General features: G+C 37.1%; 11 protein-coding genes. 5 read left to right on the forward strand and 6 right to left on the reverse strand.

Annotated features, from left to right (window positions below):
• Window positions 1–113: 113 nt before the first annotated feature.
• From Ana3638_RS04675 to Ana3638_RS04695, 5 genes are all read right to left on the reverse strand, one after another.
• Entirely contained in the window at window positions 114–1,136 is a 1,023-nt protein-coding gene (locus tag Ana3638_RS04675) for a M42 family metallopeptidase (protein ID WP_161837000.1), read from the reverse strand.
• A 23-nt stretch (window positions 1,137–1,159) separates the two neighbouring features.
• A complete protein-coding gene (locus Ana3638_RS04680; RefSeq protein ID WP_161837001.1) occupies window positions 1,160–1,732 on the reverse strand; it encodes a cyclase family protein in 573 nt (190 codons plus the stop codon).
• Between the two features lie 151 nt (window positions 1,733–1,883).
• Window positions 1,884–2,648: an exodeoxyribonuclease III gene (locus Ana3638_RS04685; RefSeq protein ID WP_161837002.1), complete on the reverse strand. Its 765-nt coding sequence runs from the start codon at window positions 2,646–2,648 to the stop codon at window positions 1,884–1,886.
• Window positions 2,649–2,700: 52 nt separating this feature from the next.
• Complete coding sequence (locus Ana3638_RS04690) at window positions 2,701–3,351, reverse strand: HAD family hydrolase (RefSeq protein ID WP_161837003.1); 651 nt, start codon at window positions 3,349–3,351, stop codon at window positions 2,701–2,703.
• Window positions 3,352–3,439: 88 nt separating this feature from the next.
• Window positions 3,440–3,961 (reverse strand): STM3941 family protein, encoded by a 522-nt coding sequence (locus Ana3638_RS04695; protein ID WP_161837004.1) that lies wholly within the window; start codon window positions 3,959–3,961, stop codon window positions 3,440–3,442.
• 335 nt (window positions 3,962–4,296) lie between these two features.
• On the opposite strand from Ana3638_RS04695, the gene Ana3638_RS04700 reads away from it, so the two are divergent.
• From Ana3638_RS04700 to Ana3638_RS04710, 3 genes are all read left to right on the forward strand, one after another.
• Window positions 4,297–5,124 (forward strand): HAD family hydrolase, encoded by an 828-nt coding sequence (locus Ana3638_RS04700; protein ID WP_161837005.1) that lies wholly within the window; start codon window positions 4,297–4,299, stop codon window positions 5,122–5,124.
• Window positions 5,125–5,137: 13 nt separating this feature from the next.
• The gene (locus Ana3638_RS04705; RefSeq protein ID WP_161837006.1) at window positions 5,138–5,599 is read left to right on the forward strand and encodes a methylated-DNA--[protein]-cysteine S-methyltransferase; all 462 of its coding nucleotides are present in this window, start codon (window positions 5,138–5,140) and stop codon (window positions 5,597–5,599) included.
• A gap of 141 nt (window positions 5,600–5,740) precedes the next feature.
• Window positions 5,741–6,976 (forward strand): MFS transporter, encoded by a 1,236-nt coding sequence (locus Ana3638_RS04710; RefSeq protein WP_161837007.1) that lies wholly within the window; start codon window positions 5,741–5,743, stop codon window positions 6,974–6,976.
• A 100-nt stretch (window positions 6,977–7,076) separates the two neighbouring features.
• Here the strand turns inward: Ana3638_RS04710 and Ana3638_RS04715 are convergent, their stop codons facing one another.
• A complete protein-coding gene (locus Ana3638_RS04715) occupies window positions 7,077–7,649 on the reverse strand; it encodes a hypothetical protein (RefSeq protein WP_161837008.1) in 573 nt (190 codons plus the stop codon).
• Between the two features lie 810 nt (window positions 7,650–8,459).
• Between Ana3638_RS04715 and Ana3638_RS04720 the strand changes: the two genes are divergently transcribed.
• The gene (locus Ana3638_RS04720) at window positions 8,460–10,283 is read left to right on the forward strand and encodes an ABC transporter ATP-binding protein (RefSeq protein WP_161837009.1); all 1,824 of its coding nucleotides are present in this window, start codon (window positions 8,460–8,462) and stop codon (window positions 10,281–10,283) included.
• A complete protein-coding gene (locus Ana3638_RS04725; RefSeq protein WP_246240789.1) occupies window positions 10,283–12,091 on the forward strand; it encodes an ABC transporter ATP-binding protein in 1,809 nt (602 codons plus the stop codon). Before Ana3638_RS04720 ends, Ana3638_RS04725 begins: the two co-directional genes overlap by 1 nt.
• Window positions 12,092–12,302 lie beyond the last annotated feature (211 nt).

Raw genomic sequence — 12,302 nt, forward strand, 5'->3', positions numbered from 1 at the left:
ACTCTGTTACTTCAGTAACAAACAATAAAATGCTCCCAAATACAGGGAGCATTTCATAAATAATAATTATAGGTACTTGCTTCTGACTTTCTGAACCAGGTTATATCAGTAAACTACAGGATATAAGCCCTTAATAATTTTAATGTATTTTCCATTGAATTTCTATGAGTTCTCTCCATTCCATGGGAAGCATGGATACCCTGTCCGATTAACGCTCCTTTTATATTAAAACCCCCGCGGATTGCTGCTGATACATCAGAGCCGTAGTGTGGGAAAACATCTACTGCATAATCAATATGATTTTCTTTTGCCAGGTTAATCAGGCTGGTAGTCAAATCATAGTCATATGGACCGGAAGAGTCCTTGGCGCAGATGGAAACCGCATATTCCGACCCGTTTAAATCATCACCGATAGCTCCCATATCAACTGCTATAAACTCCGTAATATCCTCCGGAATCCAACTGGCACCAAAACCTACTTCTTCATAATTACTAATCAGAAGTTTCAGATTTCTTTTCGGTTTTAGCTCTCCCTCCGAGATATCCTTAAGCAGTCCCAATAAAACAGCTACGGAAGCTTTATCATCCAAATGCCTGGATTTAATAAAACCTTTTTCCGTATATTCAAAACCGGCATCAAAGCTAACATAATCGCCGCTGTTAATTCCCAATTTTATAACATCTTCCTTGTTCTTTATTACTTCATCGATGCGGATTTCCATATTCCTTTCATTACGATCCAAAGTTCTGGCATCGTCATAGCTATGTACGGAAGGACTTTTTGATAATATGGTACCGGTATATACTTTCCCATCCCTGGTATGAATCTTACAATAACAGCCCTCTATACTCTGCATGGTATAACCGCCTACCATAGTAAACCGGAGCATTCCCTCCCTTGATATGGAACGAACCATGGCACCTAATGTATCCACATGTGCGGATAATCCTAATGTTTCATTCTCTAAACCGTTAACGGATATAACCAATCCGCCTTTTCTGCTGCTTTCGCATTTAAACCCATATCCCTTCGCCTGATTTTTAACAAATTCCATAACATTGTTTGTATAACCTGACGGGCTGGGTATATTAACTAAAGTTTCCAGTGTCTTAATGATATACTCCATTGTATCCATAATAATTTAGCTCCAGTCTATTACTAAAATTCTATCAGTACCGCCCTGCAGGGTGCACCGTCACTTCCGCCTAATTTAACCGGTGCGGCAGATAAGAAGTAATTACCTTCCTCCACCTCATTCAATCTTACACCCTCTAAAACTACTACCTCCTTGCCTAGTAATTCAAGATGAACTTCTCTTGGTGCTTCTGCCGGTCCTACACTTTGACCTTCAATTCCAATCAGTTCCAGGTTATATTCATTCATTAATTTAGCAAGTTCAATGGTAACAACGACGTTTCCCTTTAATAATAATCTTTTTTCACATTTTTGAAGTACCTGCTCCATTTGTTCCACATCTGGCTGCTTTTCAAATTGAACCACACTGCAATTGCCGATGCATTTCGTTAAATCCAGCTGTTCAATACTTCTTGCACCCTCATAAAAATGATATGGTGCATCAATATGAGTACCGTTATGGGCACACATATTTAATACGGTTACATTACAGGGTGCGCCCTCTTTCATATTTAATTTCCGTATAAAAGTAGGCGGCACATCCCCCGGATATACCACACTTGTAAATAATTCCTGGGTAATATCATAAATCTTCATATAAAACTCCTTTCCCTATATATTTATAGTTAAGTATTTGCAAAACAGAATTATTGTATTTATATACCATGTTATTCAAACAATTTCAGAACGGAATCTATCCTATAAGGCAACTGCAGCTCAAAACTTTAATCAGAAACCGAGCTTATGCTTAATCTTCCTTCAGTGAAATATTCAGTTCTACCGGACAATGGTCGCTGCCCAGGATCTCATTATGAATAACTGCATCCTTTATTTTTGATTTAATTTTTTCCGATACAATAAAATAGTCAATCCGCCAGCCTGTATTCTTCTCTCTAGCGTGGAACATATAGGACCACCAGGTATAAGCATCGGTTACATCGGGATACAGATAACGGAATGAATCCACAAATCCGCTGTTTAACAGTTCCGTCATCTTGCCGCGTTCTTCCTTGGAAAATCCGGCATTTCCCGTATTGGATTTAGGATTTTTTAAATCTATTTCATTATGAGCTACATTTAAATCTCCGCACAGAATTACGGGTTTGACCTCATCTAATTTAGTCAGATAATTACGGAAATCGTCCTCCCATTCCATACGGTAATCAATTCTTGCCAATTCCCTTTGCGCATTGGGCGTATAAGCTGTAACCAGGTAAAAATTCTCGAATTCCAGGGTAATGGACCGTCCCTCATCATTATGTTTATCAAGACCAAGATCATAAGCTACGGACAAAGGTTCTGCCTTAGTGAATACTGCCGTTCCGGAGTAACCTTTCTTTACTGCACTGTTCCAATACTGGGTATATCCCGGTAAATTTAAGTCAGCCTGTTCCCGCTGCATTTTTGTCTCCTGTATGCAAAACACATCCGCATCGATCTGACGGAAGAAATCTTCAAAGCCCTTGGTTAAACATGCTCTTAATCCATTTACATTCCATGATATTAATTTCATATACAGCTCCTATCTGCCCCTTTATCGGGCGTAAAATCAGAAAGTACTTCTTTTAATCTTCCAGTAACAAAACTTTTAAATCGTCAACTGTTTCCGCTATCTTACCTGCACCGGCATTCACTAATTCCTCTCTGCTTCCGAATCCATACAAAACACCGATAGAATCGATCTTATTTTCCCTGGCCCCCTCAATATCATGAAGACGGTCCCCTACCATGACGACCTGATCCAGGTCAGTTATATTATTCTTATCCAGTGCATAACGGATAACATCACCTTTTTTACAGCGCTTATTATCCATACTTGCACCGCAGATATCATGAAAATAAGTATCCAGGCGGAAATGTTCCATTATTATCCTTGCAAATTTTTCCGGTTTAGAAGTAGCCATTATGAGCGTTTTCCCTGCATTTGATAAACTTTCACATAATTCTTTTATTCCCTCGTACTCATAATTTTGATAGATACCGGTAACGGAATAATATTCCCGGTACAGGTCAACGCAGTGTTCTGCCTCCTCTTCACTAAACCCCCAGAAATCCATAAATCCAAACTTTAAGGGAGGGCCGATATGTTTACATAAGGAATCCAGGTCCTCCACTTCGATTCCCATACGGCGTAATGCATACTGAATGGATTTCGTAATTCCTTCTTTCGGATTCGTTATGGTTCCGTCCAAGTCAAATAAGATATATTGTTCCAATTATAATATTCCTTTCTGTGCAGTGCTTCCTTCTGATATACTGTACCTACCGGTAAAATTTTACACTTAAATAATAAATATTATTTTCTTAATCATAAAGACTGCTGTAATCACTCAGCCTTTTGGTAAGTAAAGTATAGATATCCTCTAAGGACATATCCTTTGCTTTATCCACCCTGATTGTAAAAGGGGGAGTCTGGTTATCCATATTATTTTTAGCCAGCCGTTGTTTTATTGGCGATAATTTATCCGTAAAATATTTTTCGTCTTTCGGTATAACACCGATTACTTTTTGTCCGCTATTGTTAACGATACAAAACCGTTCGATATCCTGAAACGGTATATAACCCACAGAATTAACGGATGAACTGTCAATGATACCGTCAAATGTGATCGTTAGTAAGGGTTTCCTTTGCAAAGCCCGCCCTAAATAGATTAAAAAACCGGTACAGGACAGTAGCATTGATAATAATCCTGTCAGCCATAATAATATTTTCTTTTCTCTCATTCCTAATATCCATATAAAAATTGAAAGCAGTAATAACAAAAATCCAATAGACATTAGTTTTATCGTTTTCGATTGCTTCATTTCGATGACAATCTTCTCCACAAAAAAACCTCCCTGAATTTTACAACCCTATTATATTTTATCTTATTTTATATGCTAACTGGAAAAAAAGCAAGCAGACCCTTTATTATTTTTCTATTATAAAATGGGCTTTTCAGGTATATGCGTTTCCATTGACGTCATTAAAACTCTTTAGTATACTAAAAAGTAAATACCATAATAATAGATATTTATATTTCAGGAACTACAATCACGTTTCCGGAATCAGATGTATGACGGAAATGCACTGCTTTTTATCGGAATTGTAAAAAGCAACTTCCGATCAGTTATAATACCCCTCATATATTAAATACTTAAAATAGAAAGGTACCCTTGATATGAATACATTATATATCTCTGATTTAGATGGTACGTTATTAAATAAAGAAGCAGAACTTTCAGAGTACACCCGCAATACTTTAAACGAGTTAATAAATAAAGGGATGAAGTTTACCATCGCTACAGCCAGAAGTGCGGCTACGGTTAATGGTATCCTGAAAGGAATTCATTTAAACCTGCCGGTAATCCTGATGAACGGAGTACTTATCTATGATTTTAACAATAAGACTTATATTAATATAGAGTATTTACCTGAAGAAAGCCTCACTTTTATTATAAGTACGTTGAAACAATACCACTTAACCGGATTCTTGTATGAAATAAAACAGGATACCCAGACGACTTATTATGAGAGATTGGATCATAAAGCCCAGAGGGATTTTTATGAAGAACGGGTCAGGAAATACCAAAAGCCCTTTACACAGGTATCCGATTTCTCCCTTGTAAGTCCGGAACATATTATTTATCTTGCCCTGCTGGACAGACAAAAAAATCTGGAACCTGCCTATGAGCAGTTAAAATCCTGTCCCGGAATTGCAATGGCTTATTATAAAGATATCTACTCAGAGGAAGAATTATGGTATCTGGAGATATTCAGCAAAGCTGCAACCAAATATAATGCCGTACGATACTTAAGAAACAAATACCATTATGAAACAATTGTAGGGTTTGGGGATAACTTAAATGATCTGCCTTTATTTAAGGCATGTGATATAACCTGCGCGGTAAAGAATGCAAAGGATGAATTAAAAGCAGCTGCAAACTATATTATAGACAGCAATACCGAAGACGGGGTTGCAAGATGGTTATCAATGAATGCCAATTGAGGAGGAATTCTATATGACAAATACTTATTTTTATGAGACCAGTATCGGTAAAATAGGAATCACGGAAAACGGAGAGGGAATTACGAACCTTACCTTTTCTGATGAAAAAATCCCGGATGGAACCGAAATTAAAGAAACTGCCCTTTTAGCAGAAGCTGCAAAACAATTAAGGGAATATTTATCAGGGAGTCGTACTTCCTTTCAGTTAAATCTGCTTCCGGAAGGCACGGATTTTCAGAAAAAAGTATGGGAAGTCCTTAAATCTATACCTTACGGCAAAACGTTAAGTTACAAAGAGGTTGCAATAGCCGCCGGAAATCCGAGGGCCTGCCGTGCCGTAGGTATGGCTAATAACAGGAATCCTATCGCCATATTTATCCCCTGCCACCGCGTTATTGGAGCAAATGGTAAGCTTGTGGGATATGCCGGCGGTTTAAAGCTAAAGGAACAGTTATTGCAAATAGAAAAAATGTGATTATTGTACACAAATATTATGAAAAAATAATCTTGCTAAATTTTTTAAAAAAAGTTAAACTGTATTTCGTATCTTATAATATTTAATAATAATTTAAAATATTTTATCATATCTAATACTTTAGCTATCATAGGAGAACACATGGAAAATTTAGCAAAACAATTAACGATACGCTATGCCTTTTTACAAAGTACTTACTGGGTCTGCCAGTGTGCCATATACAGCTTTGCTGCTGTTTATCTGCACTCCAAAAATTTTAATAATGTACAGGTGGGTATAGTACTTGCATTGGCTGCCATCTTATCCATCCTAATTCAGCCTTTGGTCGGTGCTTTTGCAGATAAAACAAAAAAAATCTCCCTGCGGCATATTGTTATAGTGCTTATGTTTGTGGTTTTTATATTGGCTTTCCTCTTATACATATTACCGGGATCCTTTTTGTTAATATCCGTTATCTATATTTCCATAAATGCAATTACCTTTACTATAAACCCATTGTTTAATTCCATGGCGTTATATTATTTAGATAAGGGTATTCCTATGAATTACGGACTTGCGAGAGGAATCGGTTCCATTGCTTTTGCGGTTATGTCCTATTTATTAGGTTATTTTGTCAACCGCTTTGGTGCGGGTATATTAATATCCATATTTTTAATCTGTTATTCATTTACCATCTTATCTGCTTTTCTATTTAAAGTAGATATACCGGAATCGCTCTCAACCGATTTAGACCCCGGGTCGAAAGTTTCTCTGACTCAGGGTAATACAGAGAAACAGGAAAATGCCCCCACCGGTATATTAACTTTTTTTATAAAATATAAAAGGTTTATTTTCTTCTTATTAGGTACCGCCATGATTTACTATTCCCATAGTTTAATCAATACTTACCTGATTAACATAATTGAAAATGTCGGCGGTAACAGTACGGATATGGGAATCTCCTTATCCATAGCCGCAGCTCTGGAATTACCTGCCATGGCCGGGTTTACCTATATTGTAAAAAAGGTGAAATCGAATAAACTGGTTACCATATCCGCCTTTTTCTTTGTAATTAAAGCAATTGTAACCTGGATGGCTCCAAACGTTTTTATGATTCACTTATCCCAAGGATGCCAGCTCCTGTCATATGCCATATTTACACCTGCATCCGTTTATTATGTTAATTCCATTATGGATGACCACGATAAAGTAAAAGGTCAGGCTATGCTTGGTGTAGCCCTCGCCGGAATTGCAGGATCCACTGCTAATATCACCGGCGGAAAGATACTGGATACCTTGGGTGTATCCGACATGTTAATGTTAGGAACTATAGCTACCGTTATCGGATTTATCATTATATACTTTTCAACTGAAAAGAAAACTGTGAAAATAAGCTAAAAAATAGATAGAAAACTTAGTAACGTATAAAACACCTCGTTAAGTTAGCTTTATGCTATATGCCCCGAGGTGTTTTTTATATCCAAGTATTCATAGTTACTTATCTGCTGCGAACTTTTCTTACACTGGCCGGTACGGATATGATTTGCTGAAGCGGATTCCATACAAATAATGCAATGGCAAAATCAATCATACTGTGGATCACAGTACCTAATCCTACAAGCCCTATAACAGCAAGAAGATAACCTTTTTCGTAATATGCACTTGTCATACCGCTTCCCCAATAAAAGAAAGTTACTACCCCTACTTCCATAACCGCATGAATTAATGATACGAATAAACCGAATAAGGCGGTATTTTTAGGAGAACTAAGCAGATTCCCGTTTTTCTTTAACATAAGTGCTCCAACGGCAGCAAATACAATATGACTTAAAGCACGAAGCACGATAACAATGGGAAAACCTGACATTAAAAATCCTAAGCCGCTGATTAACGCAACTGCAATTGCCACATAAGGTGATATGAACATAGCGATAAATACCGGTACATGGCTTGCCAATGTATAGGATGCAGGCTCCAAGACTATCTTAGGTGCAAACATAGGAATAAGAATTCCGATCGCACTGAGTAATGCTGATATGGTCATTAATTGTAATTTGTTTTTCTGATTCATAAAAAAACCCCCTGACTATTTATTCTTGATTTTAAGAACAGCTTGTCTGCGTAATCCGTTTACAGTCAATATAGCTGTCTTGTCACCTGTAATGTCAAACGTATTTTATCGTATATAATCACAAATGTCAAGAGTAATTGGAATGGAAAATAAAAAATAAAAATCAAAAATGGATCATAAAATATAAAAAATATACAAGACCGTTCTATTCCAGGCAGGGTACGCCTTGCAATGTTCATAGATAAGCACTTAGTTTGGATATCCAATAGATTATAGGATTTGTAACTGTATTAAAGTAAACCGGAAGAAACACTCTTTGCGAGTTTCTCGGTTCGCGTGTCCGTTGGAATTATTACAAGTAAGCTTGCTAATTTGGTTATATTTAACAAAATTTTAGTTTTATTCCAACTTTTACTTGCATATTTATTGAAAGAATGTTACCTTAATACAGTAACATAAATTTGTAAAGGAGGTCAGGTAATGTTTATTTTAATACTGAAAAGAAACCAACAAAATAACAGCAGCATGACCCGCCTATGTATAGATAAGTCGTATTTTATTTAACATAGATATAATTCACCGCAGGGTATGCTTATCCTGCGGTTTTTTATTACTATATTGATTTAGCCGATACATGTCTGTAATAACAAATTCTTATTTTTAGTTTTTGCTGACGAATAGCTAAATGAAAGCCACAGGTAAAAGATCCTGTGGCTTTTTTATTTGCAGAGGACCGATTGAGAATATCGGCTTTTCTTCAGAGTTTCGCAATTATCTGGATTACTATATATAAAATGAGGAGAAGTATTTATGAAAAAATCCATACAAAGTTATACCAAATTATTATCAAAGTATTTAAAAAACAGCAAACTGCAGCTGGTTACACTGGCTTTCATTATGGGAGGCAGTATTATAATCCAGTTGATAAACCCTCAGATTGTAAGCTTTTTCATTGATGGGATCGGGAAACAAAAGCCAATGGATACACTGTTTCTGGCAGCCGGATTATTTATATTGTCGGCTTTGATACAGCAGGTTCTGGCAGTCGCATCTACTTATTTCAGCCAGAACATTGGATGGAGGGCAACGAATTCCCTTCGCCTTGACCTGGTGAAACATTGCCTGGGACTTGATATGACTTTTTTTAAGGAGCACCAGTCCGGGGAAATCGTTGAAAGGATTGATGGAGACGTTACAGCTTTGTTTAATTTCTTCTCCAAATTATTTGTAAGCTTTATTAATAACATCTTTTTAATGGCCGGTATCCTTATCATTCTGATGATCCAAAATACGGCTGTAGGTATTGCATTTATCCTCTTTCTGTTTCTAGCCTTAGCAGTGATGTGGAAAACCCAGAAAGGTGCTTCCTATAACTTTGGTAAGGAACGGGAAATCAATGCACAATTCTATGGCTTTTTAGGAGAACATATCGGCTGTACGGAAGATATTCAGACGAATGGCGCCAGGAGCTATGTCATGAACCGGTTTTATGCCCTGTTAAGGAATTGGCTGCCGGTACAGTTAAAAGCTTTTCTTTCCGGATATAAAATCTGGATCACATTAGAGGGTATCTTTGGTATCGGAAATATTATGATATTTGCCTTAGGCGGATATTTGTGGTTTACGGGTAAGATATCCTTAGGTATGGTATATCTGATGATCAATTATATACAGCTATTGGAAAAACCTTTGGAGCAATTAAGGGAACAGCTGTTAGATATACAAAAAGCTTCCGCAAGCATTATCCGTATGGAAGAATTATTACAAATGAAATCAAAACTTAAAACTACGGTGGATAACAGGGAGGATTTCCCAGGAGAATTCTCAGTAAATTCAATGGAGCAGTTCACTGCAGGTAATAAAATAAATGAATTTATTAAGAATAAAAATAAAGATAATATTTCCTTGAAATTGGAGCAAGTGTCCTTTGAATATGAGGAAAATATACCGGTACTAAAAAATATATCCTTTGAACTCCCTGCCGGTAAAATCCTTGGGATTCTCGGGCATACCGGATGCGGTAAAACTACTCTGGCAAGACTTATCGTAAGATTCTATGATCCTAAGTCCGGACTTATTTATCTAGGTGATAAACCCCTTAAGCGTATCAGTCTGAAAGAGCTGAGAGAAAATATTGCTTATGTTACCCAGGAGGTACAGCTATTCCATGCAAGTGTCAGAGACAACATAACCTTTTTTAATCCTGCCGTAGAGGATTCCTTAATCATTAGAACAATTTATGAAATGGGTTTAAAAGACTGGTATGAAAACCTTAGCAACGGCCTTGATACCATGATTCAATCAGGGGGAGGAATGTCATCCGGTGAAGCACAGCTTTTAACTTTAGTCCGTATCTTTTTAAAAAATCCTAAGCTGGTTATTTTGGATGAAGCCTCCGCCAGGCTTGACCCTATCACAGAAAAGCTGGCAGACCAGGCATTATCAAAACTAATGGACGGCCGGGCCTGTATTATTATCGCCCATAGACTTGGCACAGTGGAAAGGGCTGATGATATCCTTATACTGGACGGGGGCAGTATATTAGAATACGGGAAAAGAGAAGAGCTTTTACAAAAGAAAGATTCTAAGTTAAATGAATTATTAAAGTATGGCATAGAGGAGGTGTTGGTATAGTGAATGCAACTATTATAAACGATTTAAACAGGCAGGAGTCTGCCAAGAAAACAGCTATCTTCCCCTTATTCTGGAAAATGATGACCTACAAATCCGGGTTATATACCCTCAATTGTATTCTCTGGTCCTGCATTCATGTTGAACCTTTACTATTAGGGCTTTTATTTAAACAATTTTTTAATATCTTAAAACCGGGTGAAAATTTTACAATAAATCTTTTCAGTATTATAGCTCTCACTTCTGTCTATACCATAGGCAGAATGATTAATATCAGGTGGGGAGCTATGGTTGATAATAAACACCGCTTTAACATGAGTGCATTACTCAGAAGAAATATGTTTGAGAGTATTCTGAAAAAACCGGGCGCAAGTTCCATTCCCTGTTCTCAGGGCGAGGCATTAAACTGTTTTCGGGATGATGCAAGAACCATAGAGGATTCCATCAGCTGGACTCTTGATTTTATCGGAAATGTAGTATTTGTAATTGTTGCTGTCACCATCATGGTAAGCATTAATGCTAAAATAACACTGTTTGTATTTACGCCTTTAGTTGCGGTAGTTGGAATTGTCCAGGTACTCAGGTCAAAACTGCAGAAATACAGGGTAGCTTCCAGGGAGGCCACCGGGCTTGTTACCGGGGCTATGGGTGAGATATTTTCTGCGGTACAGGCTATTAAGGTAGCCGGGGAAGAAGAAAATGTTGTCCGCTATCTGGAAAAACTAAACCGTCAAAGACATAAAATGATGTTAAAGGATACTCTATTAACACAATCCCTCCATTCCATCTTTTACAATACCGTAAGTATCGGTACAGGATTTATCCTTCTTCTGGCTGCCGGTTCCATGAAAAACGGTGATATGACAATTGGTGAATTATCCTTGTTTATTTATTATCTAAATTTTATTTCTGATTTTACCAGCTTCTTTGGCGGATTTATCGCCAATAACCGGCAGGCAAAGGTTTCATTTTTAAGAATTGCGGAAGTTATGCAGGAAGATAACCTGTATAATGCAGTAGAGCACAATGACCTGCATTTAAAATCCGGGAATAAAGATACTAAGGATAATATAAATATAAGTGAAAAATTCAGTGCAGAGGATCTAACTGATATCTCCGTTGAGGGCCTTTCTTATCAATATAAAACCTCCGGAAACGGTATTGAAGATATTCATTTTAGGTTAAAAAAAGGTTCATTTACTGTAATTACTGGGCGTATTGGCTCAGGTAAATCTACTTTAATAAAAGTATTACTTGGACTCTTACCTTCTGATGGCGGAAATATCAAATGGAATGGAAAAACCGTAACAAACCCGGCAGAATTTTTTATATCCCCTTACTGTGCCTACACCCCACAGATTCCAAATCTGGTCAGTGACAGTATAAAAAATAATATCCTGTTTGGACTACAGGAAGAAGCCGTTGATATTAATAATTCCCTCCATGCAGCCGTACTGGAAAAGGATATTAAAGAACTGGAAAATGGCTTGGATACGGTAATCGGCCCTAAGGGAGTAAAACTCTCCGGGGGGCAGATTCAAAGAGTTGCCGTAGCAAGAATGTTTGCCAGGAAAGCAGAATTGTTGGTTTTTGATGATATATCAAGCGCCCTGGATGTTGAAACAGAGAACAAACTATGGAACCGGTTGTTTAAGGACCGGCCCGCTACCTGCCTCGTTGTATCCAATCGCCGGGGTGCCTTAAAACAGGCAGACCAGATCATCGTAATGAAAGACGGAAGGATTGAAGCAATCGGCAGACTGGAGGAATTATTAGATCACTGTGACGAAATGAAAGCAATATGGGGATAGCCATAAAAATTTGGCTATTATAAGTAATCCAAAGGCAAAGCAAGTGGTATTGCTTTGCCTTTATTATTATTAAAATGGTTTATGATTGGGTAATTGATATTGTGATTTGAAAATTCTTCCATATCTATAACGGAAATGGAATGTAAATTCCACAATAGACTTATATTAATTTTTAATTACGATTAAAAAATAAAAATTATAATTGAAATTG

The organism is Anaerocolumna sedimenticola, from assembly GCF_009931695.1.
In the GTDB taxonomy this organism is placed as follows: domain Bacteria; phylum Bacillota; class Clostridia; order Lachnospirales; family Lachnospiraceae; genus Anaerocolumna; species Anaerocolumna sedimenticola.

Coding starts and splice junctions, on each gene's coding strand:
- Ana3638_RS04680 (WP_161837001.1), bottom strand. CDS start 1,732: ATGAAGATTTATGATATTACCCAGGAATTATTTACAAGTGTGGTATAT.
- Ana3638_RS04675 (WP_161837000.1), bottom strand. CDS start 1,136: ATGGATACAATGGAGTATATCATTAAGACACTGGAAACTTTAGTTAAT.
- Ana3638_RS04685 (WP_161837002.1), bottom strand. CDS start 2,648: ATGAAATTAATATCATGGAATGTAAATGGATTAAGAGCATGTTTAACC.
- Ana3638_RS04720 (WP_161837009.1), top strand. CDS start 8,460: ATGAAAAAATCCATACAAAGTTATACCAAATTATTATCAAAGTATTTA.
- Ana3638_RS04705 (WP_161837006.1), top strand. CDS start 5,138: ATGACAAATACTTATTTTTATGAGACCAGTATCGGTAAAATAGGAATC.
- Ana3638_RS04700 (WP_161837005.1), top strand. CDS start 4,297: ATGAATACATTATATATCTCTGATTTAGATGGTACGTTATTAAATAAA.
- Ana3638_RS04710 (WP_161837007.1), top strand. CDS start 5,741: ATGGAAAATTTAGCAAAACAATTAACGATACGCTATGCCTTTTTACAA.
- Ana3638_RS04715 (WP_161837008.1), bottom strand. CDS start 7,649: ATGAATCAGAAAAACAAATTACAATTAATGACCATATCAGCATTACTC.